Origin of the sequence: Nocardioides sp. 616 (genome assembly GCF_002930065.1) — a bacterium.
In the GTDB taxonomy this organism is placed as follows: Bacteria; Actinomycetota; Actinomycetes; order Propionibacteriales; family Nocardioidaceae; genus Nocardioides; species Nocardioides houyundeii.
On sequence record NZ_POAG01000001.1, the window covers coordinates 75,210 to 98,236 of the forward strand.

A 23,027-nucleotide genomic window follows, 5' to 3' on the forward strand; every position below is an offset into this window, starting at 1 on the left:
TCAGACCCGAGGCGGAACAAGACGGCGGCGTAGGCCGTTCGCCCTCCATGACCACCATCGGCTTCATCGGCAGCGGCAACATCGGCGGCACTCTGGCCAGGCTCTTCGCGGCCCAGGGTCATGACGTCGTCGTCAGCAACTCGCGCGGGCCCGAGACACTCGCTGACCCCGTGTCGGAGATCGGTGAGCGCGCCCGCGCCGCCACCGCCGAGGAGGCGGCCCAGGCCGGGGAGGTCGTCGTCGTGTCGGTGCCGTTCCTGGCCGTCGACCAGGTGCCGGTCGCGCCACTGGCCGGCAAGGTCGTCATCGACACCAACAACTACTACTTCGAGCGCGACGGCCACGTCGCCGAGATCGACGCCGGCGAGACCACGCCGAGCGAGATCCTCGCCGCCCACCTGCCGCAGTCGCAGGTGGTGAAGCTCTTCAACGCCATCCAGGCCGGCCACCTCGCCACCAAGGGCGTGCCCGCCGGCACCGCCGGTCGTCGTGCCCTGCCGATGGCCGGTGACGACGCCGCGGCGAAGGCGACGGTCACCGCGCTCACGGACGAGATCGGCTACGACGTGGTCGACGTCGGCCCGCTCTCCGAGGGCTGGCGCTTCGACCGTGACCAGCCGGCGTACGGCGCGGAGGTCGACGCCGCGGGTCTCACCGAGCTGCTCGCGCAGGCCAAGCGCGGCTCCGTCTAGAGAAGGGCCGCACGTAGCGAACGGCGGAGCTGGGCTTCGAGGTGATTGGTGGCCGCCAGCGCCGAGGCTTTCGACCTCGTCTTCGCGGACACGTGGCCCGGCAAGTTCACCCATCTGGACCGGGTGCTCGCCCTGGTCAAGCCGGGCGGGTTCTACCTGATCGACGACCTGCTTCCGCAGCCGAATTGGCCGCACGGGCACCAAGCGGCTGTTGATGACCTGGTGGCCACGCTGCGGGCCCCCAGCACGGCAGTGGGAACGGGTGATCCGCCGCCCAGGACACGACCTGGCCGCTCTCACACCGAGACAGCGATCCTCGCTCACGGACCGGACCGGGCCGTGCGGTGCGGGGCGCGATCCGGCCGTTGCGCCTCCGGGCCGGAGGGGCCACCGTGGAGAAGGTCCGATCAGACCAGACCACCGGGAAGGTGTGAGGAAGATGCGGGAAGGCTCCACGGCACTCAGGCTCACCTTGGCAAGTGCGGCAGCGCTGGTCCTCGTCGGCGGGACCGCCGCGGCCAGCGGCACCGCCAGCGGCGACGACAGCCGGTCGCACGGGAAGCACGGCGGCAGCGACGACAGCAAGCACAGCGGCAGCCCCGGCTGGGGTCACCCGGGCCACGGCCACCACCACCGCGGCGGGGTCGAGCGGGTCGCGCTCCGCGGCGTCGACGGTGCCCGGATCGGCTGGGCGACGCTGCGCGAGAAGCACGGACACGTGCAGGTCGACGTCATGGCCCAGGGGCTCACCCCGGGCTTCCACGGGTTCCACGTCCACGGCACCGGACTCTGCGAGGCCGACGCCCCGGACGGCCCCTTCACCACCGCCGGCGGCCACTACGCCGGCGACAGCCCCGAGCACGGCGACCACTCCGGTGACCTGCCCCCGCTGCTGGTGATCGACGACGGTCGCGCGTGGAGCAGCTTCGTGACCGACCGGTTCACCCTCGACGAGCTGCGCGACGACGACGGCTCCGCGGTGATGGTGCACAGCGGGCGCGACAACTTCGCCAACATCCCCGACCGCTACACCTCCGGTGGGGTGCCGGGGCCGGACGCGACGACCCTCGCCACCGGCGACGCCGGCACCCGCGTCGCGTGCGGGGTCATCGACTGACGCCTCGGTGCAAAGCGCTCGGGACGGCGGCTACTGCGGCTCCACCGGCAGCCAGAGCTCGCAGGTCGCCGTCCCGGCGTCGGCATCGAAGGCCAGCATCGCGACGATCTCGGGCCCGGGACGCAGGCGCCACGGCTGGGACGGGAACCACGTCGTGGCCGTCGCCGCCCACGCGTCCTGCAGCGCCTGCGGATGCGGCCCCTCGGTGCGGAAGACGGCCCAGGTGCCGGCAGGCACGTCGATGACGTCCAGCCCGTCGGGCGGGGTGCCGGTCGTCGCCACGCCGTGCAGGTAGGTGAGCTCGCTGCCCTCGGCGCGGTCGGGGTCGAGGTCGTCGCTGACGGCCAGCACCCCGGTGGGCTCGGTGTCGTTGAGCTCCTTGAGCCGCCTCGTCTCCTCCGCCGGGATGGCAGCGACGTGCTCGGCGATGTGCGGGTTGACGCCCTGGTGGGTCAACGGCACGCGCGTCGCGTGGCCGACGAGCCGGAGGGTGGGCAGCTGGGTGATGCGGGTGTCCATGGGGATGCTCCCTTCGACGGTCAGGTGGAACCTGATCCGTGGTTGTGTGCGTAGCGGACCTCCGGAACGCCGTACGTCGCCAGGGCTGGCACCGTGCACCGCACGGAACGCCCGCCCGAACGCCTCCGTCGAGCCGTAGCCGTACCGGACCGCGACCGTCAGCAGGTCCTCGTCCGGACCCGTGAGGTCGGCGGCGGCCAGCGACATCCGCCGCCGACGCACGTACTCCGAGAGCGGCATGGCAGCCAGGGAGGCGAACATGCGGCGCAGGTGGTGCTCGGTGGTGCCGAGTCGGGTGGCGAGGCCGGCGACGTCCACCGAGGCGGACGGGTCGGCCGCCAGGTGCGACTCGATCTCATCGACGGCGTGGTTCAGAGCGGCGATCATCTGTGGAAGTCCCTCCTTGTGCTCCCCAGCCTGAGGGACGCGGCGCCCTCCGCGCCCGATCTTTCCGGGCCGATGCGGTCACCCTCGGGGCGTTCCGGCGGTCGTGCCCTGGACTACGCTGACCGCCGCTGCTGACCCACAGCGCCGAGCGCCGCAGCAGGCCGATCGAGAAGCAAGGACACCCGATGCCCGAGTCCCTCCTCCCGGCGGGCGCCGCCCCGCAGGAGCGTCGGCTGGCTCGCGGGTCGGTGGGTCTCTCGGTCTCGACGGTCTTCTCGCTCGCCTCCACCGCGCCGGCGTACTCCCTGGCCGTCACCGTCGGGCTGCTCGCCGCGCTGGTCGGCGACGCGGCGCCGCTGGTGCTCGCCGTCTCCGCGATCCCGGTGGTGCTCGTCGTCCTCTCCTTCGGCGAGCTCAACGCCGCCGAGCCCGACTGCGGCACCTGCTACGCCTGGACCTCCAAGCCGTTCGGCCGACGGGTCGGCTTCCTCTCGGGGTGGGTGGTGATCGCCGCCTGCGTGCTGGTGATGACCAACCTGATGCAGGCGGCCGCGATCTACGCCTACACGGTGGTCGGGCTCGAGGGACTGGCCGACTCCCGGCCTGCCCAGGCAGGTGCCGGCATCGTCCTGCTGGTCGTGATGGCGGCCCTGGCCGCCCGCGGCATCACCCTTGCCGCCCGCACCCAGGTGGTGCTCTTCGCCGTGGAGGCGCTGCTGCTGGTCGCCTTCGCCGTCCGGGCCGCGCTGGCGACCCCCCTGCCGACTCCACTTTCGCCTACGACCGGGACGACGATCGCGGACCTCAGCACCTCGAGCGTGGTCGCCGGCTTCCTGGTCGCGGTCTTCCTCTACTGGGGCTGGGACTCCTCCTTCGCGGTCAACGAGGAGTCCGAGGACCCGGCCGGCACCCCGGTCCGCGCGGCCCTGATCGCGATGGGCGTCCTGGTCGTCCTCTACGCCGGGTTCGCGTGGGCCGTCACCGCCTATGCCGGGGTCGACCGGCTGGTCGCGGTCGGCGAGGGGGACGTCCTGGCCGAGTTCGCCACCAGCCTGATGGGCTCGACCGGGGGCACGGTCCTGGCCGGCGCCGTCCTCGTCTCCGCCCTGGCCAGCGCCCAGACCACCATCCTCCCCTCGGCCCGGGCGATGTTCTCGATGTCGCGGCGCGGCGACCTGCCGTCCACGCTCTCCCGGGTCACCGGGACCGGCTCCCCGGCGCGGGCGACCTGGGTCTTCACCGGCCTCGCCGCCGGCGTGTACGCCGTCCTGGTCGGCACCAGCGAGGCGGTCCTGGCCGACTCGGTCGCCGCCACCGCGCTGCTGGTCTCGGCGTACTACGCGCTGACCTGCGCGGCCGTCCCGTTCTACTTCGGACGGAGCAGCGCCGAGCGTCCGGTGCGGCGCATGGTTCTTCCGCTGGCCGCAACGGGTACGTTCTGCGCAGCCCTGGTCCTGAGCGTGCGGGACAGCTCGACGACCTCCCTGGTCGCCGCCGCGCTGGTCCTGGGCACCGGGCTCGCCTACCCCAGCCTGACCCGTCACTCCCAGCAGAGGCAGGACCGATGACCACTACGCCACGGCGACGCATGCGCTCGGCCTCGGTCGTGCTCGGCGTCACGGCCCTCGCGGCGTCCGGGCTGACCGGCTGCGCCACCACCTCCGCCGACTACGCCGCGGTCTGCGTCGACCCCGACACCCAGGAGCGGGTGGATGACGACAACTGCGACACCAGCCGCGACTACAACGGCGTCGCCACGGGGTTCTTCTGGTACTACCTGGGTGCCAGCTCCCGCGTGCCCCCGATCGGCGGGTTCGCCACCGGCGGCACCTGGCGGGGCAGCGGGCTCAACGGGACCGTCCAGCGCGGCGGGCTCCCGAGCACCGGCGGCTCCACCGTGAAGTCCACGACCACCAAGGGCGGGTTCGGCGGCTCCAACCGCGGCTTCTCGTCCTGACCTGCCCCACCCCCGACCAGGAGAACCCGTGACCGACCTGCTGAACGCCGTCTTCCACGCCGTCGTCTACGCGCTGGTGTCGGGGGTGATCCTCATCGCCGCCTACTACGTCCTCGACCTGGTGACCCCCGGCCACCTGGGCAGCCATCTGCACGGCACCGACGAGTCCGGCAAGGCCTCGGTCCACCTCCAGTCCCGCTCCGCGGGCCTGGTCGCCTCGGCGTGGATGGTCTCCAACGCCCTGGTGCTCTTCACCGCCATCTGGACCAACGGGGCGACCGACCTGGGATGGGCGCTGGCCTGGACGGTCTCGTTCGCCATCCTCGGCGTCGCGCTGAACGCCGCCATGCTCTTCGCCATCGACGCCGTGACGCCGGGCAACCTGCGCCAGATCGTCACCGAGCCGGGCCCGGTGCGGCCGCTGGCCTGGTTGGCCGCCGCCTCGGCGCTCTCGGTGGCGGCCATCGTCTGCGCCAGCATCGCCTGATGTGGCGTCACGCGATCAAGCCGCGCCCCGACTGGGAGCGGATCGTCACCGAGCAGGGCCTCGTCTTCCCGGTCACCGAGCTGCCCGACGGCACCTCGCGGCCCTACTGGAACGAGTCCGCCTGGTATGAGGTGACCGGCGACGAGGTCGACGCCCTGGAGGCCGCCACCGAGGAGCTGTGGGCGATGTGCGTCGACGCCGCCGGGCACATGGCCGCGACGATGTCCGACCAGCGTCTCGGGCTGCCGCCGGGCACGATGGACGTCGTACGCCGCTCCATCGCCCGGCAGGACCCCTCGCTCTACTCGCGATTCGACCTCGTCTACGGCGCCGACGCCTCCATCAAGATGCTGGAGATCAACGGCGACACCCCCACCGGGCTGGTGGAGACCGGGGTCGCCCAGTGGCGCTGGCTCGAGGACCTGATGCCCGAGCTCGACCAGTGGAACAGCGTCCACGAGCGGCTGGTCGCCGGCTGGCAGCGGCTGCGCACCTCCGGCGCCACCGACGGCGACGAGCTGCACTTCTTCTACGACCTCGGCGAGGGCGACAGCTACGACGACGGCGAGATGGAGATGACCGCCCACTACCTGATGGACACCGCCGTCCAGGCCGGGTTCGCCACCCTCGCCCAGCCGATGGCGGAGGTCGGGTGGAACCCGGACGCCCGCGAGTTCCGCGACGCCAACGACTACCGCGTCCGCAACGCCTTCAAGCTCTACGCCTGGGAGCAGATGCTCGCCGAGCCGTTCGGGCGGCACGTCGTCGAGGAGCGCGAGGCGCGTCCGGTCAACTGGTTCGAGCCCGCCTGGAAGGCGATGCTGTCCACCAAGGCGCTCCTCCCGGTGCTGTGGGAGCGCAACCCGGGCCACCGCCTGCTGCTCCCCGCCTACTTCGACGACCCCGGCGACCTCGAGAACTGGGTCGCCAAGCCGCTGCACGGCCGGGAGGGTGACAACATCCGCATCCACCTCGCCGACGCCCTGGAGGACATCGAGATGCCGGGGTCCTACGGCGCGGAGGGGTTCGTCTACCAGGCCTACACCGACGTGCCGGTCTTCGACGGCAACTACGTGGTGATCGGCTCGTGGGTGATCGACGGCGAGGCCGCGGGGATGCTGGTGCGCGAGTCCGACGGTCCGATCACCGACTACTACGGTCGGGTCTGTCCGCACGTCATCTCCGACGCACTCTCCCCGGACGACGCGCAGCGCCAGGCGTGGCTGGCCGAGCGAGTCGGACCGAGCGCCCCGACGCCGAACCGCTAGGGCGCAGGAGCGGGTCCGGGCGTACCTAGTCAGCGGTGTCGACGAACGCCAGCGCGTTGCCATCCGGGTCCGGGACCCCGGCGTGCCGTACGCCGTTGGGATAGGTCTCGATCGCCTCGTGCTCGATGCCCTCGGCGGCGAGGCGCTCCAGCAGGGCGTCGAGCCCCGAGACCACCATGGTGATCCGACCGGACCCCGCTCGTGCCACGTCAGGCTCGATGAAGAGCGTGGCGTGCTCCTCGATGTCCCACAGGATCTCGGTGCCCATCACCAGGTCCGGAGGCCGCCCGAAGAGCCGGGTGTACCACTCGGTCGCCTCGTCGAGGTCGGAGACCGGGACGCCGGCGATCAGGTGGGTGATGGTGCCCTCTGAACCACGTGCCATGTCGAAAGCATGCGCGTCGGAGGGTGAGGTCCGCCAGAGGCGACCGCTGGGCTATTGACCCGCTATCTAGATACATCCAATACTTAGATACATGACCGACGTTCCCCGCTGGCCGATGCCCTGGATCCGCGCCGGGCTCGACCTGGCCGTGCTGGGCAGCCTGACCCAGGGCCCCCGGCACGGGTACGCGATCGCTCAGCGGCTGGCCGCGCACGGGTTCGGCCTGCTGAAGGGCGGTTCGCTCTACCCGGTCCTCATCCGGCTGGAGGAGGCCGGCAGCGTCGAGGCGCTCTGGGTCGAAGGCACCGGGGGACCGGGGAAGCGGGAGTACCACCTCACGCCCGCCGGTCGCGCGCGGCTCCACGAGGAGCTCGCGCAGTGGCGTGAGCTCGCGGACACGTTGAGCGAGATGGCGGACGGCGACGCGGGATCGACCAGCACGGGGGAGACACGATGAACGAGACCGAAGCATTCTTGGCGGAAGGGGAGCGCTGGCTCGACGACGCCTCGTTCCAGCTGGAGATCGCGCAGGTGGCGGCACCGGTGCGGGAGGAGCTGATCGAGCGCGCCCGCAGCCTGATCGCCGAGACCGGCGAGTCCCCCACCAAGCTCTTCGGGTGGCCGCGCGAGTGGGCGGAGGAGCAGATCGCCGAGCGCCGGAGCCAGGGGCTGCCGGCCGCGGTGCCCGACCCGAGCGCGAGCTGGCGGGACGTGCCGGTGCTGGGGATGTACCTCGCCTCAGCCTTCGCGGTGGTCTTCCTCCTGGTGGCGCTGGTCGAGGAGGGCTGGGGGCTCGACTACGACCTCCGGCTCCTCGGCTTCCCGGTCGCCGGCGGGGTGATGGTGATGACCGCCCTGACCGTCTGGGAGAAGACCCTCTCCCGGCGTCCGTTCGGTGCCGCCGCCGCGGCCGGTGCCGGCATCCTGATTTGTGGCAGCCTCCTCGTCGGCCTGCTGGTCACGTGGATCAGCGAGCACCCCGGCCCTCAAGCCGGGGCGTGGCACCTCGGCCTGCTGGTGCTGGCTTGTGCGCTGGCGGGCAAGGTCCTCGACACCCTGCTCCCCGAGAAGAAGCCCCCCGCCTGGCGCACTCCGCGGGACGACGAGGAGTGGCTCGGGGTGCTGGCCGGCGTGCTGCGTCTGCGCGCGGACATGCCGGAGCAGCGGGTGCGCACCATTGTGGCCGAGGCGCAGGGGCACGCGGTGGAAGCGGGTTCCACGCTGCAGGAGGAGTTCGGGCGTCCCGAGGACTACGCGGCACAGTTCCCCACGGACCAGACCAACCGGACCCGTCGTGCGGCGTGGGGCTACTCCGCGATGGCCGCGCTCTGGACGTTCCTCGCCCTTCCGCCCGACGGAAGCTGGCGGCAAGGCATCCTCGCCCTGCTGTGGGCCTGCCTGGCTGCCTGGGAGTGGCGACAGGTGCGGCGCGCCGCGGCGCCGCCCGCGGCGGGGTGATGCTGAGGGCCAGGGGTGCCAGGATGGGGTCATGCCCGCGCCCCGCGTCGTCGCCGTCAGCCGCGACGAGACCCACCGCTTCAGCAAGGTGCCGGCCGAGTCGATCACCCTGGTCGCTGGGCTCGGAGTGCTCGGTGACGCCCACGCCGGCACCCTGGTCCAGCACCGCTCCCGGGTGCGCCGCGACCCCAACCAGCCCAACCTGCGCCAGGTCCACCTGATCCACGCCGAGCTCTTCGACGACGCCCGCGCGCTGGGCTACGAGCTGGGCCCGGGCGACCTCGGGGAGAACGTGCTCACCGCCGACCTCGACCTGCTCGGGCTGCCGACCGGGACGCTGCTCGACCTCGGCGGACCCGTCGTACGGCTGACGGGGCTGCGCAACCCGTGCGTGCAGATCGACAGGTTCCGACCCGGGCTGCTCAAGGTGGTGCTCGCCCGCGCGGACGGTACGCCGACTGCCTCGCCCCGGGCCGAGAGCGCCTCGGTGATCCGGAAGGCCGGGGTGATGGCCGTGGTGGAGCGCGGCGGCGACGTGCTGCCGGGTCAGCCGATCACGGTCACCCTGCCCGAGGGCCCCGGCACCCCACTGACTCCGGTCTGACCAGGCGTTGCCCTCCGGTCCGCGACCCGTCGACCGTGGCTGCTCCTGGCTGCTCCTGGCTGCTCCGCCGGCACCAACCTCGGACGCCGTACCCGGAAGATTGCCGTCGAGGAAATTCTGCGAACTCCGGGACACGACCCGGTGAGGCACGTCAGAATCTCTCCCAGACGCTGCAGGTGACCCGAGACGCCTGCAGCGTCTGCTATTTCCTACGAGGGTGTGCCGGGACGCGCGGTGCTGGCTCAGAGTAGGAAGTAGTCCTGGTCCGCGACCGTCTTCCAGGAGCACTTCTTCCTGCTCTTCCCCTTCACTTTGCCGCACTTCTTCAGCTGGGCCTTGACCGAGTCCGCCTTGCGCGGGTCCGCCTGGACCGTCGCGACGTAGAAGAAGCGGACCCGCTCGCCGTCGATCCGCAGGATCTTGCTGCTGGACCGCTTGAGGGTCAGGGCCTTGCGTCCGGAGACCTTGATCCGCAGGCGCTGCGCCTTCGGGGTGGTCCCGTACATGTCGACACCGAAGATCGGGTCCGAGCCAACGGCACTGAAGTGGCCCTCGATCTTGAGCACCCGCCGATCGCCGACCAGCTTGTCGGAGGTCATGTCACGGCAGGACTCGATCGGGTCCGCCTCGGGCAGGGTCACGTGCGTCATCACCACCCGGGTGCACAGGGCGGGGCCGTTGTCGTAGCCCACGCCGGGGCCGATCTGCACGTCATAGCTGTAGTTGCCCAGGCTGCCGGCGGTCAGGGGGTAGAGCGCGGTCGGATCTGCCGAGGCGGAGGAGGCGGCGACGACGCTGCCGGCGCTCAGCACGACGGAGAGGGCTGCAAGTGCGGCGGTGCTTCTGGTCCTGCGCATGTCCATGGTCCGTTCCCCCGGGTGACTGGTCGGCAGTCATGCTAGGGGGAGAGGCGCCTCGTGGACAGGGTTGCGTCACGGGGGGATCGGGCGGAACGCACTCTCCTCTGCGCGTCCGCCGCGGACCACCACGCAGGTGGACTCCGGGATCTCGCGCCAGGCGCCGGCCAGGTCTCCGAAGGGTTCGGAGACCACGACCATGGTGTCCTCGGACAGGTCGTGCAGGACCGGGTGGTCGGGGTGCTGCGCCTTCAGGGTGGCGATCTCGGTGTTGTGGAACAACGTCCGCGAGTCACCCACGCTGGAGTAGCGGAAGGCCCAGGTGGACTCACCGTCGGTCGTGGCCACCGTCATCTGGAGCGGGGACGCGACACCGTGACGCTGTCCCGTCTCCTCGATCAGCCCCACGGCGCGCGCCACCGCGGTGAGCGGGTCGTACTCCAGCCCGTAGGTGAGGGCGAGGTAGAAGAAGCACTCCGAGTCCGTCGAGCCCTGGACCAGCGGGAAGAGCGCTGGGTCGACCGCCATCGCCAGGTCGCGCTTGACCGCCGGGAACTCCGCGATCCCCCCGTTGTGCATCCACAGCCAGCGACCGTGGCGGAAAGGGTGGCAGTTCGTCTGCTGCACCGGAGACCCCGTGGTGGCGCGGACGTGGGCGAAGATCCGGTCGGAAAGCACCTGGGCGGAGAGCTCTCGCAGGTTGAGGTCGTTCCAGGCCGGCTCGGTGCTGCGGTAGCGCCCGGGGGCGCCCCGGGCGCCGTACCAGCCGATGCCGAAGCCGTCGCCGTTCACCGACTCCGCCCCCAGCCGCGAGTGCTTGCTCTGCACCACCAGGGAGTTGTCGGGCTTGAAGAGGAGGTCCTCGAGGAGGATCGGCGAGCCTGAGTACGCGAGCCAGCGACACATGGCTGCCTCCTCTCCTGCTCAGGATAGGTGCTCGGTCGATCACGATGACCCTGCCCGAGGGCCCCGCACGCACGCCGCTGGCTCCGGTGTAGGTCTCTCCAGGGAATCAACACCAGTGAATTAACACCAGGGCAACACCGCGGCAACCTGGTGACATCTGTGGCAGGTGAGGTGGGTGTCATCCCCCGTGACCCAGGGGGGCCCTCCCCGAACCGAGGTACGTCATGTCCTTCACCACTCACCAGGCCCGCGGGTCCTCCCGCCGGCGCCGGCCCCTGCTGGCCGCCGCCGGGCTGTCGATCTCGCTGGCCGCCGTCTCCCTCGCCATTCCCGTCGGCGCGAACGCCTTCACCTACGTCACCGACGCTGCCGGTACCGCCTGGGGCATCCAGGACGCCGCAGCACCGGGGGCCGACACCGGATCCATCCGGGCCACGCAGGAGGGGACCGGCGTGCAGGCGCCGTACTCGACCATGCTCAACGGCTACGGCGGCATCCGGGTGCACGTCGACACCCCGGCGCCGCACCGGTTCGACGGTGCGCTGATGCGGGGCTTCGGCCTCACCGAGCAGGAGACCGGTCGTTTCGAGTCCACCAAGTCCGTGGACCTCTCCGGCATCCGGATGACCCGCAAGGTCGATGTGTCGCGCCCCGACGGCTACGGCCGCTGGCTCGACACGTTGACCAACAGCACCGCCGCCCCCGTCACCGTCGAGGTGGCCTTCGGCGGCCAGACGGGCTACGGCACCAGTGGCACCAACGCCAGCTCCGTGGTCGCCAGCTCCTCCGGCGACGCCGCGCTCGACGCCTCGGACGTCTGGACGGTCTCGGAGTCCGGCAGCGGCGGCAGCACCTGGCAGGGCCCGACCGGCACCGTGGCGGGGTCCTTCGACCGCAGCGGCAACTGGCTCCGGGACACCTTCACCCAGGGCTACTCCGCAGTGGGCCACGACCGCAACTACCCGGCGTACGTCAACCGGCTCACCCTGGCGCCCGGCAAGAGCGCGTCCCTGCTGCGCTACGTCGTGGTGGGCAGCCGGGTCACCGCGGCCACCGCGGCGAGCGAGCGGGCGGCAGTCGCGGCCCAGGTCGCCGAGCTCGCCGCGAACCCCGACCTCGCCGGGCTCAGCGCGCTGGAGGTCTCCTCCATCGTCAACTTCGACGTGCCCGGGGCGACCGGCTCTGCCACCGTGCCGCAGCCGGCTCCGGCCGTGGAGCCGGAGCAGGTGACCTCGGTCGGCTACGACGTGGTGGACAAGACGATCGCCGAGCTCCAGGCCGACATGACCACCGGCGTGACCACGTCGGTGGAGATCACCAGGGCCTACCTGGACCGGATCGCGGCGTACGACGAGGGGCCGTTCGCCTTCAACGCCTTCACCACCGTGGCCGCCGACGCCCTCCAGCGCGCCGCAGAGGCGGACGCCGCTCGCGCAGCCGGACGCACCGGTGCACTGCTCGGCATCCCGATCGCGGCCAAGGACCTCTACGACACCGCCGACATGCCGACCACGAACGGGTCGCTGACCTTCAAGGACTTCCGTCCGGCCCAGGACGCCTACCAGATCGCCAAGCTCCGAGAGGCCGGCGCCATCATCATCGGCAAGGCCAGCATGGAGGAGTACGCCACCTCCGGCTCCTACTCCGACAACGCCTTCGGCACCGTCTGGAACGCCTTCGACCCGTCCCGGTCGGCGCTGGCCTCCTCGGGGGGCTCGGCCGTGGCCACCGCCACCAGCATGACCGCAGCGGCGCTGGGGTCGCAGACCGGCGACTCGCTCTACGCCCCGGCCGCCGCGGCGAGCCTGGTCACCCTGCGCGGCACCGACGGCATGCAGTCCGACCGCGGCGTCATGCCGCTGTCCTGGCTGCAGGACTACGCCGGCGCGATGACGCGATCGGTCTCCGACCTGGCCGACATCCTCAACGTGGTCTCAGGCACCGACCCCCTCAACCCCGAGACCGCCCAGGCCGACGCCCACCGCCCCGCGGACTGGCGCACCGTGCTGGACGCGACCGCCCTGCGCGGCAAGCGCATCGGCTACCTCCCCAGCACCTGGACCGACCCGTACGGCACCAGCACCGTCGTCGACGCCTCGGTGGCCGCCCGCGCCCGGGTGCAGGAGGCCGGCGCCACCCTGGTGGAGCTCGTCGACGGGCCCGTCGCCCCGTCGCGGCCGAACGTCAACCTGAACTGGGAGGGCTGGGCGCGATACCTGGAGTCCCACCCCGAGCTCGGCATGTCCTCCCCCGCTGAGGTGATCTGCTCGCAGCTGAAGATGCCGTACACGACCTACGACCCGTCGTACTGCGCCTCCACGGTCCGGATGACCCCCGCGGAGGAGGCAGCGTGGCGGAAGTACCGCACGGACTACCAGGTGAGCATCGACAGCTGGATGGACGCCAACAACCTGGACGCGGTGGTCTACCCGGCCCTGCTCTCGGAGATCTCGCTCAACGACGGCGGCGGCAACCGGTCGAGCTTCGGCCGCCGGGACACCCCGTCCGGCTCCTCGGGCGTGCCGACCGTGGCGTTCCCGGTTGGCACGGACGCCAACGGTGCCCCGGTGAGCCTGCAGTTCATGGGCCGCGCCTGGGACGACGACGCCATCGTCAGCTACGCCTACGCGATGGAGCAGCTGGTCGACGGTCACGTCGCCCCGGACACCGCGCCGGCGCTCAAGGTGAAGCCCGGTACGCCGACGCCCACCCCCGGTACGCCGACCCCCACGCCCGGCACGCCGACGCCGACGCCGGTTACGCCGACGGTGGTCCCCACGCCGGTCCCGGGTCACGCCAAGGCCAAGGTGTGGACGCCCAAGAAGGTCAAGGGTGGGAAGAAGCTCCGCATCACCCTGCGGGGCGCCAAGCCGGGCAAGAGGATCACCGTGGTCTTCAACGGCAAGCGGATCACCAAGAAGGTCTGGCAGAGCGGCGTGGTCAAGCTCAAGGTACGGACTCCCGACGTCCGACGGACCAAGCGGATGAAGCTGAAGATCAGCGGTGCGGGAGTCAAGCCCGCTGTGGTGCGCAAGATCTGGGTCCGACGCTGACCCCAGGCTGATCCCGGGCTGAACGCGGCGCCCGCCCCGAGCGATCGGGGCGGGCGCTGTTGCGTCCATGCTCCTTCGTCCACGTTTCCGACACCCTTGACAAGACTTTTTGTCAAAGGCACGCTGGAGTGCATGCAGGACATCGAAGTCATCGAGAGCGTGCCGGCCGCTGCCGCCGCGCTGGACCCGGTTCGGGCCCGCTTGCTCGCCGAGCTGGCCGTCCCGGCCTCCGCCGCCGGGCTCGCCACCCGGGTGGGCATCGCCCGCCAGAAGGTCAACTACCACCTCAAGGCACTCGAGACCCACGGCCTGGTCGAGCTGTCCGAGGAGCGCCGGCACGGGGGCATCACCGAGCGGGTCCTCCAGGCCTCCGCTTCCTCGTACGTCGTCTCGCCCGCCGCGGTCAGCGCGTCGGCCGCCGACCCGGACGCCAACGCCGATCACCTCTCGGCCGGCTACCTCGTCGCCCTGGCCGGCCGGCTGGTGCGCGAGGTCGGCGCCCTGGCGCGGCGGGCCGGCGCCTCTGGGAAGCGCCTGCCCACCATGACCATCGACACCGAGATCGGGTTCCGCTCCGCCGCCGACCGCGCCGCCTTCGCCGACGACCTGACCGCCGCGGTGCTCGACCTGGCCGCCCGCTACCACCACGACGACGGGCGCCGGCACCGGCTCGTCGTCGCCGCACACCCACTACCCGAGGAGAGCCCATGAGCACCACCACGAACGTTCCGTACCGCCTGGAGTTCACCGTCGAGGTCCCGGGCACCCCCGAGCAGGTGTGGCAGGCCATCGCCACCGGCCAGGGCATCAGCGCCTGGTTCACCCCCACCGAGCTGGAGGAGCGTGAGGGCGGAGCCCTGCACTTCCAGATGGGCCCCGACATGGGCTCCGACGGCCGCGTCACCGGGTGGGACCCGCCGCGGCGCCTCGTCTTCGAGGAGGACTGGGCCGCCCTGATGGGAAAGGAGCCCGACGCGCTCAGCCCGCTGACCTCGGAGTTCGTCGTGGAAGCGCAGTCCGGCGGGACCTGCGTCGTGCGGGTGACCAGCAGTGGCTTCGGGACCGGCGCCGAGTGGGAGTCGGAGTTCTGGGACACCATGGGGCCCAACTGGATCCCCTTCTTCGACAACCTGCGCCTCTACCTCGCCCACTTCACCGGCCAGGAGGCCACGCTGCTGGAGGCCGCCGCTTCCCACCCGGGTGATCCGCAGTCCCTCCTGTCGACCGTGCGCGCCGCGCTGGGGCTGGGAGAGGAAGGGTCGGAGGTCGAGGTGCGCGGTGCCACCGGCACCGTCGAGCGCAACGCCCAGAGTCAGACCCTGGTCCGGCTCACCGCGCCGGTGCCGGGGATCCTCAACGTCTTCGCCTACGCCGAGGGCGAAGGGAAGTCGACGGTGGGCGTCCGGGCGTACCTGTTCTCCGCCGACGCCGCCGACTACGTACGGCGTGCGGAGCCGGGCTGGCAGGCCTGGCTGCAGGAGCTCTCCGTCCCCGCCTGAACCAAGGCACCACCGGAGGCGTTGTAGCGTCGGGCCATGGCCCACACCCCGTCTCATGTCAGCGTCGAGTGGCTCCGCGATCACCTGGACGACCCGTCGCTGCGGGTCCTGGACGCCACGGTGCACCTGACCTTCAACGGGGACCGGGTCGAGGCGGAGTCGGGGCGCGCCACCTACGAGCAGCAGCATGTGCCGGGCGCGGCGTTCGTCGACCTGCTGACCGAGTTGAGCGATCCTGACGGAGAGGCCCCGTTCGCCGCGGTCGACTCCGACACGTTCGCCGAGCGGCTCGGCGAGGCAGGCGTCGGGGGCGAGCACCACGTCGTGGTCTACGACTCGGTCAACGGCATCTGGGCCACCCGCCTGTGGTGGCAGCTCGGGCTGGAGGGCTTCGACCGGGTCTCTGTCCTCGACGGCGGGTTCGCAGCCTGGCTGGCCGCCGGGCTGGACACCGCCAGCGGGGTGCAGACCTACCCGCCCGCGACGTTCACCGCCCGGCGACGCCCGGAGCGCATCCGCTCGACCGCGCAGGTCGAGGCCGCGCTGGGGGACCCCGACGTGCTGCTGGTCAACGCGCTGGGCCGCGACGAGTTCGCGCGCGGTCACATCCCCGGGAGCGTGAACGTGCCCTTCGCCGAGCTCGTGGACCAGGACGGCCGGCTGCGTCCGGTCGAGGAGCTCCGCGCGCTGTTCGCCTCCGTCGGCGCGCTGGACCCGAAGCGCCGCCCGGTGGCCTACTGCGGCGGCGGCATCGCCGCCACGAGTGCCGCCCTCGCCCTGGCCGAGCTAGGTCGGGACGACGTCGCGGTCTACGACGGGTCGATGAACGCCTGGACCGCCGGGGCGGACCGTCCCCTGGAGCGCTGAGCCCCGGTTCGCCCCCTTTGCCGCGCCTTAGCCCTCCGCTGGTTCGCGCTTAACCGCGCGCGGGTGAGGCTGCAAAGAGTTGCGGCGCCACCTCGGGTGCGGCGAGATCGGGGAACGAGATGAACAGAGCGCTCCTGGCCGTGCTGGTGGTCGTGGTGATCGTGGTCGTCGCGATCGCCGCCTGGTTCACGTGGGGCGGTGACGACAGCGACACCGTCACCGGCGAGTGCGAGGGCAACACCTACGAGCTCACCGTCGAGGAGGAGGACGGCGGCCTCCAGGTCACCTTCGACCTTCAGACCAGCGACCCGGGAGCGGTGTGGGAGGTGGTGATCGAGCAGGACGGTCAACCGCTCCTGCAGAGCTCGCGCGTCACCGACGACGGCTCCGAGATCGAGGTCGAGGCCATGGCGCGCGAGGACCAGTGGGACGAGTTCGTGGTGACGGCCACGCCCGCCGCCGGTCAGCCGTGCGTGGCGTCCATCAACAGCTGAGGCAACAGCTCAGGCAACGAAAGAGGTAGCCCGGATGAGTATCAGGAAGACGATCGCGACCGCCACCCTGCTCGCCCTGCCGGCCACCGCCCTGGTCGCTGCCAGCGGCCCCGCGAGTGCGGACGCCGAGCGGCGGGGCGCGTGCGGGACCGGCCGGTACGAGTTCTCGGTGGACCGCGAGGGGCCCCGCTACGAGGTGGCGCTGGACCTGGACCGGCTCGGTGCCGGCACCCGCTGGCAGGTCGTGCTGCGGCACAACGGCCGGCGCTTGGCCAAGGTGGTGCGCACCGCCGACCGGGAGGGCGACCTGGAGGTCGAGCGCGTCGCGCGCAACAAGCGTGGCAGGGACACCTTCGCGTTCACCGCGCGGCGGGCCGACGGCTCGCAGCAGTGCGGCGCGAGGGTGAGGGTGCGCTGAGCTCAATCGCGCGGGCCACAACCGGGTGGGCCGCAACCGGGTGAGCTTCAACCGGGAGGGCCCAGCTCCACCACCACCCGGGCTCCGCCCGTCACGGCGGCGCCCACGGTGAGCACGCCCCCGGACTCCGCGGCGGTCGCCTCCGCGATGGCCAGCCCCAGCCCGGTGGAGCCGGCGCCCGAGGTGCCCCGGCCCACCACGTCCAACCCGGTCGGGAAGCCCGGGCCCTCGTCGGCCACGACCAGCATCGCCCCGCCCCCGGCTCGGTGGCGACACTCCACCCGGAACCCCGTCGGCTCGGCGGTGTGGGTGAACACGTTGTCCAGCAGCACGTCCACCAACGCACTCAGGTCCTCGGCGGCCGTGGCGACCAGCGCCGTGCCGGAGTCGACGCGCAGCTCGAAGCCCCGTCCCTGGTCCTCGGCGAGCGGCTCCCAGAAGCGGGCCCGGGTGGCCACCACGGCACAGGCGTCGCAGGCGGCGTCCGCGGCATCGCCCCGGGTACGCCGGGACTGGCGCAGCACGTGCTCCACCACCGCCTCCAGCTCGTCGAGATCGGCGGAGAGCCGCATCCGCTCCTCGGGGTCGGTGAGCCCGTCGATCCGCAGCCGCAAGGCCGTCAGCGGGGTGCGCAGCCGGTGCGATAGGTCCGCGGCCGCCGCCGGTCGGGGCTCGGGAGCCGCCGGGTGCTCGGGGTGCCGCACGGCTCAGCCTTCCGGGGCCGCGAGGCGGACACCGACCCCGCGCACGGTGTGCAGGTAGCGCGGCTCGGAGGCGCTCTCCCCGAGCTTGCGGCGCAACCACGACAGGTGCACGTCGACGGTCTTCTCCGACCCGCCCCACGCCTGGTGCCACACGTCGGTGAGCAGCCGGCCCTTGGTGACCACCTCGCCGGCATGCTCGGCGAGGTGGGTGAGGAGGTCGAACTCGCGTGGTGACAGGTCCACCGCGGCGCCGTCGAGCGAGGCCCGGCGGCCGAGGACGTCGATGTCCAGCCCGCCGACGTGCAGCACCTGGCCGGGGGAGCCGGGATCTGCCTGCGCGCGGCGCAGCACGGCCCGGATCCGGGCGTCGAGCAGGCCGGTCGTGTAGGGCTTGACCACGTAGTCGTCGGCCCCGTCGTCCAGGCAGCCGATGAGCGAGGGGTCGTCGTCGCGGGCGCTGGAGACGATGACCGGCACGTCGCTGACCGCGCGCAGCATCCGCAGCACCTGGGTGCCGTCCACGTCGGGCAGGCACAGGTCGAGGATGACGACGTCGGGGCGGTGCTCCACGGCCAGGCTCAGCCCCGCCATCCCGGACGCGGCCGAGGCGACGGCGTACCCGCGCTGCCCCAGCGTCCGCATCAGCAGCGGACGGATGCGGTCGTCGTCCTCGATGATGAGCACCTGCACCACTCTTCGACGGTAACAGGGCGAGACGTCGTCCGCGCCCCACGAGCATCGGACCGTAGGCTCACCTGACGCCGCACTCCGCGACCGTTCCGCCTGTGCCCGAGGAGCCCCCCGTGCCTCACCCCGTCTCCCGCACCGCCAGCCGCCTCCGCACGGTCCTGCCCGGCCCCGGCCGCTCCGCCCTGGGCGCCGGCATCGCCGGGGGTCTGCTGACCGGGCTCGCCGCGACGCCGGAACGAGTCGGCCGGGTGTTCCGCCGGCGTTTCCCGGTGGTCGCGGTGACCGGGATGACCGGGGTCGGCAAGACCCAGCTGGCCGACCGGCTCTCCCGACGCACCTCCGCCGAGGGGGCCGCCGAGGTCGGGTCGGCGGTGATGGAGCGCCGTACCCGCCGTGGGCGGCGCCTGCAGGGCTTCCGGTTCCTGGTGGTGCCGGGCGACAACGCCGCCACCAGGCTCGGGGCGCTCGACGAGGTGTTCCACGACGAGCCGGTGGACGGCGTGATCCACGTGGTGGCCCACGGCCACGCCACGCCCCGGCGTACGGCGGGCACCACCGGCCAGGCGAGCGCCACCCGGGAGCAGCAGCTCGCCTCGGAGCTGGAGGACTGGACCATCACCGCGCACCGCATCGCCGCCATGGCGGTACGCCGGGACCGGCCGGTGTGGGTGGTCATCGCGGTGACCAAGGCCGACCTGTTCGCCGACGAGCTGGACGAGGTGGTGCGTTACTACTCACCCGGCAGCGGGTCGCCGTTCGGCGACAAGGTCGACGAGCTCCGCGCGCTCGCCGGAGGCGCGAAGCTCTCGGTCGACGTGCTCCCAGTCTCCAGCCAGGGCGGGGACCGCAAGTCCGCGATCTCGACGAAGCGGGCCGGTGAGCTGGTCGACGCGCTGGCGACCCGTCTGGCTCAGCTCAGCGGCCACGTCTGAGGTCGGCTCAGGTGGGCTCTGAGGTCGGCTCAGAGATCGATCGCCCGGTTGACCCAGGTGCTGGTGACCTCCATCCCGACCTTCTCGTAGAGCCCCAGCGCCCCGGTCCGGCTGTCGGTGGAGAGCTGGAAGCGGTCCGCCCCCCGCTCGCGGCCCGCGCGGAAGGAGTCGGCGAGCAGCGCCTGGGCCAGCCCCCGGCGGCGCTGGTCGCGCCGCACGGCCAGCCTGAGCACGAAGCAGAACCCCTCGTCGTTGACGCTGAGGTGGGAGACCCCGGCGACCGCGCCGGCCGGGTCCAGCACGACCCGCAGGTGCCACGGCTCGAAGCCGGGCCGGCCCAGGACCGAGGCGGCGAAGTCCTCGTAGCTCTGGCGCTCCCGCTCCGACCACTCCAGGAAGGCGTCCTCCACGACGGTCCAGGCCGCGCGGTGCTGCTCGGGCGTGGCCTCGCTGATCAGGTAGCCCTGGGGGAGGGGGCGCGGCGGGACCTCGGCCCGGTGCGGCAGCTCCAGCAGCCACGAGGTCCAGCGGACCCGGTAGCCCAGGGACTCCAGCAGCCGGTCGCCGGGGGAGCCCACCGGCACGGGCATCCCCACCACCGTGGCGCCGCGGTCGCGGGCCAGCTGCTGCATCCGCTGCGCCAGCGCGGTGCCGATCCCGCGTCCCCGGAGCCCCGGGTGCACGGCGGCATCCCCCCGGTCCCCGCCGGAGACCTCGACGTAGCCGACCATCCGGTCACCGGCGAAGACCCCCAGCGCCGACGTGCCGACGTCGTAGCTGGGGCGGGACCAGTCGGCGACGATGTCGGCCTCCTCGATCTCCACCGTGCCGAGATCGGCCAGCTCCTGGGCTGCCATCAGCTCGAAGACGGCGCGCGCGTCGTCCATGTGCAGCGGGCGGCTGGTGAGCTCGGGAGGCAGTTCCATGCCAGCATTCTTCCGCGACCTGCCGCGACCTGTCGTCCACAATTCCGAGACGCCGCGCGGCCCTAGAGTCGAGGGATGGACCAGCCAGCGATGACAGCCAGCGATGACAGCCAGGGATGACGCCGGGGTGTCCCGGTGAGGATCGAGCTCGAGCACGTGGCCCGGCTGCGCTTCGCCGACGGGACGCCGGTGCGCTCCGCCTCGGCGGTGGCCCCGCTGGGCGAGGGGTTCCTGGTGGTCCAGGACGACGCCACCCACGCGGCGTGGTTCCGGGACGGGGTCGCCGCGGGCGGGAGTCCGGTCCGGCTGCTGCCGGCCGTGGCCGGGATGGAGACCTTCGAGAGCGCCGCGGGCACCAAGCACCTCAAGCCCGACCTGGAGGCGGCCTGCCAGGTGGACCTGCCGCACGGTCCGGGGCTGCTGCTGCTCGGCTCGGGCTCCTCGCCCGCGCGGCTCCGGTGGTCGCTGCTGCGCCTGGACGGGGACCGGCCGCGGAGCCGGGTGACGGACATGGCCGGGCTGTACGACGTGGTCGCGGCCGTCCTGGGCGTGACCCGCGACGTGCTCAACCTGGAAGGGGCGCACGTCGTCGGATCGTCCCTGCGCTGGTACCACCGGGGACTGCCGTCCGCAGGTCTGGCACCCGGCAGCGTCGACCTGGACCTGGCCGTAGCCCTCGACGCAGTGCTGGGCCGGGCCCAGCCCGAGCAGGTGCCGGTGCGCCACCCGCGCCGCTACGAGTTCGGCGCGGTCGACGGGGTGGGTCTCGCGATCACCGACGCGGTGACCCTGCCCGGTGGCTCGGCGCTGCTCAGCACGGCCGCCGAGGACAGTCCCGACCCACGCGACGACGGGCCCGTGGTCGGTGCCGCCCTGGCGATGCTGCACGGCTCGGAGGTCGTGGACGTCACCGCCCTGCCCCTGGTGGCGGGGGCGGTCCCCAAGGTCGAGGGCCTCATGGTGCTCGACGGCGACGCGAGGCAGACCCGGCTGCTGGCCGTCGCGGACGCCGACGACCCGGCCACCCCGTCGGTCGCGATGCGGCTGCTGGTGCACCACTGAGGCGGGTCCCCAGGCGGCGCTCGAGCCGACCGGTCCGATCCCCCTTTTTTGAGGTCACGTCACATTCCCAGCGTCCCGGTCGTCAGACAGGATGAGGACGAACGGGGAGAGGGGTGGGTCGTGGACGCGACGGAACGGGTCGAGCCGGGCGGGGCGGCGTTCGAGGGCGAGTTCGAGGGGGAGCGCCCGCGGCTGGTGGCACTCGCGGCGCGGGTGCTCGCGGACGCCAGCGAGGCCGAGGACGTGGTGCAGCAGGCCTGGCTGCGCCTGCACGGCACCGACACCGAGATCGCCAACCTGCCCGCCTGGCTCACCACGGTCACCACGCGGCTGTGCCTGGACCGGCTGCGCGCGCGGACGCCGGTGCCGGTCGAGGAGATCGACGTCGTGGAGACGGCCCCGGACCCTGCGGACCAGGTGGCGCTCGCGGACTCCGTCGGGGTCGCGCTCCAGGTCGTGCTGGACCGGCTCACCCCGGGGGAGCGGGTGGCGTTCGTGCTGCACGACACCTTCGGCTTCGAGTTCGCCACCATCGCCGCCGTGCTCGACACCACCCCGGCCGCTGCCCGCAAGCTGGCCTCCCGCGCCCGCGCCAAGGTCAGCCAGCCGGCCCCCGAGGACGCCCTGGCCGACTGGGAGGTCGTCGACGCCTTCATGGCCGCCGCCCGGGAGGCGGACTTCGACCGGCTGCTCCGCCTGCTCGCCCCCGACGCGGAGGTGACCGCGGACGACGCCGCGCTGCTGGCCGGCACGCCGGCCAGCATCCGGGGCAGGCGGGCGATCGCGGAGTTCTTCAACGGCAGCGCGCAGGCCGCGCTCCCGGTGTACGTCGGCGACCGCCCGGGTGCCGCCTGGTTCCACCGGGGCGCGGCCGCGGTGCTCTTCGACTTCACCGTGCTCGACGGGGTCGTCGCCCGCATCACCTTCCGGGCCGAGCCGGAGGTGCTGGCCCAGGTGGCCCGCAGAGAAGCGACACAACCGAAATCCACCGAGAGGAAACGACCATGAAGACCATGACCTGCCGCCAGCTGGGAGGTCCCTGCGACCTCGCGCACCGGGGCCAGACCGCGGACGACGTGATCAATGCCCAGGACCGCCACCTCAAGGAGGCGGAGAAGGCCGGTGACGCCACCCACCAGGCGGCGCGCGACGCGATGAAGGGACGCTGGCGTCACCCCAAGCAGTCGATGGGCTGGTACCGCGACGTGAAGCGGACCTTCGCCGAGCTGCCCGCCGACTGAGCGAGGGGGATCAGTCCAGGCAGAACTCGTTGCCCTCGGGGTCGGCCAGGATGAGGTGGCCGGCCGCCAGCGGGGGCTCGGGCTCGTGGCGGGCCAACCGGGTGGCGCCGAGGGCGACGAGCCGGGAGCACTCCGCCTCCAGCGCCGCCATCCGTGCCTCGCCCTCCAGCCCGGGCGCCACCCGGACGTCGAGGTGGACCCGGTTCTTCGCCACCTTGTCCTCCGCGACCCGCTGGAAGAACAGCCTCGGGCCCGTCCCGTCGGGATCCTCGACGGCCGACCGGCTGTTGCGCTGATCCGGTGGCACTCCGGCCCGGGCCAGGAAGTCGTCCCAGGCGGCCAGCGGGTCCCCTCCCGGCGGTACGTCGACCCCGGGCGGCGCCGGGAAGACGTAGCCCAGCGCCTCGCGCCAGAAGCCCGAGAGTGCCACGGGGTCGTGGGCGTCGAAGGTGATCTGGACCTGTCGGCTCATCAGGGCTCCTCGCGTGGGGGCTGGTGCTGCCA

General features: G+C 72.4%; 27 protein-coding genes. 19 read left to right on the forward strand and 8 right to left on the reverse strand.

The window, feature by feature from the left end; all coding sequences use genetic code 11:
* Window positions 1-47 precede the first annotated feature (47 nt).
* Both C5H89_RS00370 and C5H89_RS00380 read left to right on the forward strand, forming a co-directional pair.
* Window positions 48-692: an NAD(P)-binding domain-containing protein gene (locus C5H89_RS00370; RefSeq protein WP_104105123.1), complete on the forward strand. Its 645-nt coding sequence runs from the start codon at window positions 48-50 to the stop codon at window positions 690-692.
* Window positions 693-1,164: 472 nt separating this feature from the next.
* Window positions 1,165-1,809, forward strand: coding sequence for a superoxide dismutase family protein (locus tag C5H89_RS00380; RefSeq protein ID WP_240181616.1), 645 nt, complete (start codon window positions 1,165-1,167; stop codon window positions 1,807-1,809).
* A gap of 30 nt (window positions 1,810-1,839) precedes the next feature.
* Here C5H89_RS00380 and C5H89_RS00385 read toward each other — a convergent pair whose 3' ends face one another.
* The gene (locus tag C5H89_RS00385) at window positions 1,840-2,715 is read right to left on the reverse strand and encodes an AraC family transcriptional regulator (RefSeq protein WP_104105125.1); all 876 of its coding nucleotides are present in this window, start codon (window positions 2,713-2,715) and stop codon (window positions 1,840-1,842) included.
* A 185-nt stretch (window positions 2,716-2,900) separates the two neighbouring features.
* Here C5H89_RS00385 and C5H89_RS00390 point away from each other — a divergent pair, with 185 nt between their 5' ends.
* The 4 genes from C5H89_RS00390 to C5H89_RS00405 are packed head-to-tail and all read left to right on the forward strand — an operon-like array spanning window position 2,901 to window position 6,427.
* Window positions 2,901-4,283: an APC family permease gene (locus C5H89_RS00390; RefSeq protein ID WP_104105126.1), complete on the forward strand. Its 1,383-nt coding sequence runs from the start codon at window positions 2,901-2,903 to the stop codon at window positions 4,281-4,283.
* Entirely contained in the window at window positions 4,280-4,672 is a 393-nt protein-coding gene (locus tag C5H89_RS00395) for a hypothetical protein (RefSeq protein ID WP_240181617.1), read from the forward strand. The genes C5H89_RS00390 and C5H89_RS00395 overlap by 4 nt, the downstream gene beginning before the upstream one ends.
* A gap of 28 nt (window positions 4,673-4,700) precedes the next feature.
* Window positions 4,701-5,159 carry a DUF350 domain-containing protein gene (locus C5H89_RS00400; protein ID WP_104105128.1) on the forward strand — a complete coding sequence of 153 codons (459 nt, stop codon included), beginning with the start codon at window positions 4,701-4,703 and terminating at the stop codon, window positions 5,157-5,159.
* Window positions 5,159-6,427, forward strand: a complete 1,269-nt coding sequence (locus C5H89_RS00405; protein WP_104105129.1) for a glutathionylspermidine synthase family protein — start codon at window positions 5,159-5,161, stop codon at window positions 6,425-6,427. Before C5H89_RS00400 ends, C5H89_RS00405 begins: the two co-directional genes overlap by 1 nt.
* A 25-nt stretch (window positions 6,428-6,452) precedes the next feature.
* Here C5H89_RS00405 and C5H89_RS00410 read toward each other — a convergent pair whose 3' ends face one another.
* Window positions 6,453-6,812: a VOC family protein gene (locus tag C5H89_RS00410; protein ID WP_205304781.1), complete on the reverse strand. Its 360-nt coding sequence runs from the start codon at window positions 6,810-6,812 to the stop codon at window positions 6,453-6,455.
* Window positions 6,813-6,903: 91 nt separating this feature from the next.
* On the opposite strand from C5H89_RS00410, the gene C5H89_RS00415 reads away from it, so the two are divergent.
* The 3 genes from C5H89_RS00415 to C5H89_RS00425 are packed head-to-tail and all read left to right on the forward strand — an operon-like array spanning window position 6,904 to window position 8,874.
* Complete coding sequence (locus tag C5H89_RS00415; RefSeq protein ID WP_104105130.1) at window positions 6,904-7,269, forward strand: PadR family transcriptional regulator; 366 nt, start codon at window positions 6,904-6,906, stop codon at window positions 7,267-7,269.
* Window positions 7,266-8,270: a hypothetical protein gene (locus C5H89_RS00420; RefSeq protein ID WP_104105131.1), complete on the forward strand. Its 1,005-nt coding sequence runs from the start codon at window positions 7,266-7,268 to the stop codon at window positions 8,268-8,270. Before C5H89_RS00415 ends, C5H89_RS00420 begins: the two co-directional genes overlap by 4 nt.
* Window positions 8,271-8,301: 31 nt before the next feature.
* Entirely contained in the window at window positions 8,302-8,874 is a 573-nt protein-coding gene (locus C5H89_RS00425) for an MOSC domain-containing protein (RefSeq protein ID WP_104105132.1), read from the forward strand.
* 242 nt (window positions 8,875-9,116) lie between these two features.
* On the opposite strand, the gene C5H89_RS00430 is transcribed toward C5H89_RS00425, so the two are convergent.
* Window positions 9,117-9,731 carry a hypothetical protein gene (locus C5H89_RS00430; protein ID WP_162799123.1) on the reverse strand — a complete coding sequence of 205 codons (615 nt, stop codon included), beginning with the start codon at window positions 9,729-9,731 and terminating at the stop codon, window positions 9,117-9,119.
* Between the two features lie 75 nt (window positions 9,732-9,806).
* On the reverse strand, window positions 9,807-10,637 hold the full coding sequence (locus C5H89_RS00435; protein ID WP_104105134.1) for a class II glutamine amidotransferase: 831 nt from the start codon (window positions 10,635-10,637) through the stop codon (window positions 9,807-9,809).
* Between the two features lie 224 nt (window positions 10,638-10,861).
* Here C5H89_RS00435 and C5H89_RS00440 point away from each other — a divergent pair, with 224 nt between their 5' ends.
* From C5H89_RS00440 to C5H89_RS00465, 6 genes are all read left to right on the forward strand, one after another.
* A complete protein-coding gene (locus tag C5H89_RS00440) occupies window positions 10,862-13,690 on the forward strand; it encodes an amidase (RefSeq protein WP_104105135.1) in 2,829 nt (942 codons plus the stop codon).
* Between the two features lie 132 nt (window positions 13,691-13,822).
* On the forward strand, window positions 13,823-14,401 hold the full coding sequence (locus C5H89_RS00445; RefSeq protein WP_104105136.1) for a helix-turn-helix domain-containing protein: 579 nt from the start codon (window positions 13,823-13,825) through the stop codon (window positions 14,399-14,401).
* The gene (locus C5H89_RS00450; protein WP_104105137.1) at window positions 14,398-15,189 is read left to right on the forward strand and encodes an SRPBCC domain-containing protein; all 792 of its coding nucleotides are present in this window, start codon (window positions 14,398-14,400) and stop codon (window positions 15,187-15,189) included. Before C5H89_RS00445 ends, C5H89_RS00450 begins: the two co-directional genes overlap by 4 nt.
* A 36-nt stretch (window positions 15,190-15,225) precedes the next feature.
* A complete protein-coding gene (locus tag C5H89_RS00455) occupies window positions 15,226-16,056 on the forward strand; it encodes a sulfurtransferase (protein WP_104105138.1) in 831 nt (276 codons plus the stop codon).
* Between the two features lie 119 nt (window positions 16,057-16,175).
* Window positions 16,176-16,550: a hypothetical protein gene (locus C5H89_RS00460; protein WP_104105139.1), complete on the forward strand. Its 375-nt coding sequence runs from the start codon at window positions 16,176-16,178 to the stop codon at window positions 16,548-16,550.
* A 34-nt stretch (window positions 16,551-16,584) separates the two neighbouring features.
* Window positions 16,585-16,968, forward strand: coding sequence for a hypothetical protein (locus C5H89_RS00465; RefSeq protein WP_104105140.1), 384 nt, complete (start codon window positions 16,585-16,587; stop codon window positions 16,966-16,968).
* Between the two features lie 47 nt (window positions 16,969-17,015).
* Here the strand turns inward: C5H89_RS00465 and C5H89_RS18655 are convergent, their stop codons facing one another.
* A complete protein-coding gene (locus C5H89_RS18655; RefSeq protein ID WP_114149402.1) occupies window positions 17,016-17,672 on the reverse strand; it encodes a HAMP domain-containing sensor histidine kinase in 657 nt (218 codons plus the stop codon).
* Between the two features lie 3 nt (window positions 17,673-17,675).
* Window positions 17,676-18,365, reverse strand: coding sequence for a response regulator transcription factor (locus C5H89_RS00475; protein WP_104105141.1), 690 nt, complete (start codon window positions 18,363-18,365; stop codon window positions 17,676-17,678).
* Between the two features lie 110 nt (window positions 18,366-18,475).
* Between C5H89_RS00475 and C5H89_RS00480 the strand changes: the two genes are divergently transcribed.
* Window positions 18,476-19,294: a GTPase domain-containing protein gene (locus C5H89_RS00480; protein WP_205304782.1), complete on the forward strand. Its 819-nt coding sequence runs from the start codon at window positions 18,476-18,478 to the stop codon at window positions 19,292-19,294.
* Window positions 19,295-19,323: 29 nt separating this feature from the next.
* On the opposite strand, the gene C5H89_RS00485 is transcribed toward C5H89_RS00480, so the two are convergent.
* Window positions 19,324-20,220 (reverse strand): GNAT family N-acetyltransferase, encoded by an 897-nt coding sequence (locus tag C5H89_RS00485; protein ID WP_104105142.1) that lies wholly within the window; start codon window positions 20,218-20,220, stop codon window positions 19,324-19,326.
* A 135-nt stretch (window positions 20,221-20,355) separates the two neighbouring features.
* Between C5H89_RS00485 and C5H89_RS00490 the strand changes: the two genes are divergently transcribed.
* The 3 genes from C5H89_RS00490 to C5H89_RS00500 all read left to right on the forward strand — a co-directional run bounded on the left by C5H89_RS00490 (window position 20,356) and on the right by C5H89_RS00500 (window position 22,523).
* Window positions 20,356-21,282 (forward strand): hypothetical protein, encoded by a 927-nt coding sequence (locus tag C5H89_RS00490; protein ID WP_104105143.1) that lies wholly within the window; start codon window positions 20,356-20,358, stop codon window positions 21,280-21,282.
* Window positions 21,283-21,402: 120 nt separating this feature from the next.
* The gene (locus C5H89_RS00495; protein WP_104105144.1) at window positions 21,403-22,290 is read left to right on the forward strand and encodes a sigma-70 family RNA polymerase sigma factor; all 888 of its coding nucleotides are present in this window, start codon (window positions 21,403-21,405) and stop codon (window positions 22,288-22,290) included.
* The gene (locus C5H89_RS00500) at window positions 22,287-22,523 is read left to right on the forward strand and encodes a hypothetical protein (RefSeq protein ID WP_104105145.1); all 237 of its coding nucleotides are present in this window, start codon (window positions 22,287-22,289) and stop codon (window positions 22,521-22,523) included. The genes C5H89_RS00495 and C5H89_RS00500 overlap by 4 nt, the downstream gene beginning before the upstream one ends.
* 10 nt (window positions 22,524-22,533) lie before the next feature.
* On the opposite strand, the gene C5H89_RS00505 is transcribed toward C5H89_RS00500, so the two are convergent.
* Window positions 22,534-22,995, reverse strand: coding sequence for a VOC family protein (locus C5H89_RS00505; RefSeq protein WP_104105146.1), 462 nt, complete (start codon window positions 22,993-22,995; stop codon window positions 22,534-22,536).
* Between the last annotated feature and the right edge of the window lie 32 nt (window positions 22,996-23,027).

Bases quoted from the DNA above. Each gene is read 5' to 3' on its own strand.
- C5H89_RS00370 (WP_104105123.1), top strand. From the start codon at position 48: ATGACCACCATCGGCTTCATCGGCAGCGGCAACATCGGCGGCACTCTG.
- C5H89_RS00385 (WP_104105125.1), bottom strand. From the start codon at position 2,715: ATGATCGCCGCTCTGAACCACGCCGTCGATGAGATCGAGTCGCACCTG.
- C5H89_RS00390 (WP_104105126.1), top strand. From the start codon at position 2,901: ATGCCCGAGTCCCTCCTCCCGGCGGGCGCCGCCCCGCAGGAGCGTCGG.
- C5H89_RS00395 (WP_240181617.1), top strand. From the start codon at position 4,280: ATGACCACTACGCCACGGCGACGCATGCGCTCGGCCTCGGTCGTGCTC.
- C5H89_RS00405 (WP_104105129.1), top strand. From the start codon at position 5,159: ATGTGGCGTCACGCGATCAAGCCGCGCCCCGACTGGGAGCGGATCGTC.
- C5H89_RS00410 (WP_205304781.1), bottom strand. From the start codon at position 6,812: ATGGCACGTGGTTCAGAGGGCACCATCACCCACCTGATCGCCGGCGTC.
- C5H89_RS00415 (WP_104105130.1), top strand. From the start codon at position 6,904: ATGACCGACGTTCCCCGCTGGCCGATGCCCTGGATCCGCGCCGGGCTC.
- C5H89_RS00420 (WP_104105131.1), top strand. From the start codon at position 7,266: ATGAACGAGACCGAAGCATTCTTGGCGGAAGGGGAGCGCTGGCTCGAC.
- C5H89_RS00425 (WP_104105132.1), top strand. From the start codon at position 8,302: ATGCCCGCGCCCCGCGTCGTCGCCGTCAGCCGCGACGAGACCCACCGC.
- C5H89_RS00430 (WP_162799123.1), bottom strand. From the start codon at position 9,731: ATGCGCAGGACCAGAAGCACCGCCGCACTTGCAGCCCTCTCCGTCGTG.
- C5H89_RS00435 (WP_104105134.1), bottom strand. From the start codon at position 10,637: ATGTGTCGCTGGCTCGCGTACTCAGGCTCGCCGATCCTCCTCGAGGAC.
- C5H89_RS00440 (WP_104105135.1), top strand. From the start codon at position 10,862: ATGTCCTTCACCACTCACCAGGCCCGCGGGTCCTCCCGCCGGCGCCGG.
- C5H89_RS00445 (WP_104105136.1), top strand. From the start codon at position 13,823: ATGCAGGACATCGAAGTCATCGAGAGCGTGCCGGCCGCTGCCGCCGCG.
- C5H89_RS00450 (WP_104105137.1), top strand. From the start codon at position 14,398: ATGAGCACCACCACGAACGTTCCGTACCGCCTGGAGTTCACCGTCGAG.
- C5H89_RS00455 (WP_104105138.1), top strand. From the start codon at position 15,226: ATGGCCCACACCCCGTCTCATGTCAGCGTCGAGTGGCTCCGCGATCAC.
- C5H89_RS00460 (WP_104105139.1), top strand. From the start codon at position 16,176: ATGAACAGAGCGCTCCTGGCCGTGCTGGTGGTCGTGGTGATCGTGGTC.
- C5H89_RS00465 (WP_104105140.1), top strand. From the start codon at position 16,585: ATGAGTATCAGGAAGACGATCGCGACCGCCACCCTGCTCGCCCTGCCG.
- C5H89_RS00485 (WP_104105142.1), bottom strand. From the start codon at position 20,220: ATGGAACTGCCTCCCGAGCTCACCAGCCGCCCGCTGCACATGGACGAC.
- C5H89_RS00500 (WP_104105145.1), top strand. From the start codon at position 22,287: ATGAAGACCATGACCTGCCGCCAGCTGGGAGGTCCCTGCGACCTCGCG.
- C5H89_RS00505 (WP_104105146.1), bottom strand. From the start codon at position 22,995: ATGAGCCGACAGGTCCAGATCACCTTCGACGCCCACGACCCCGTGGCA.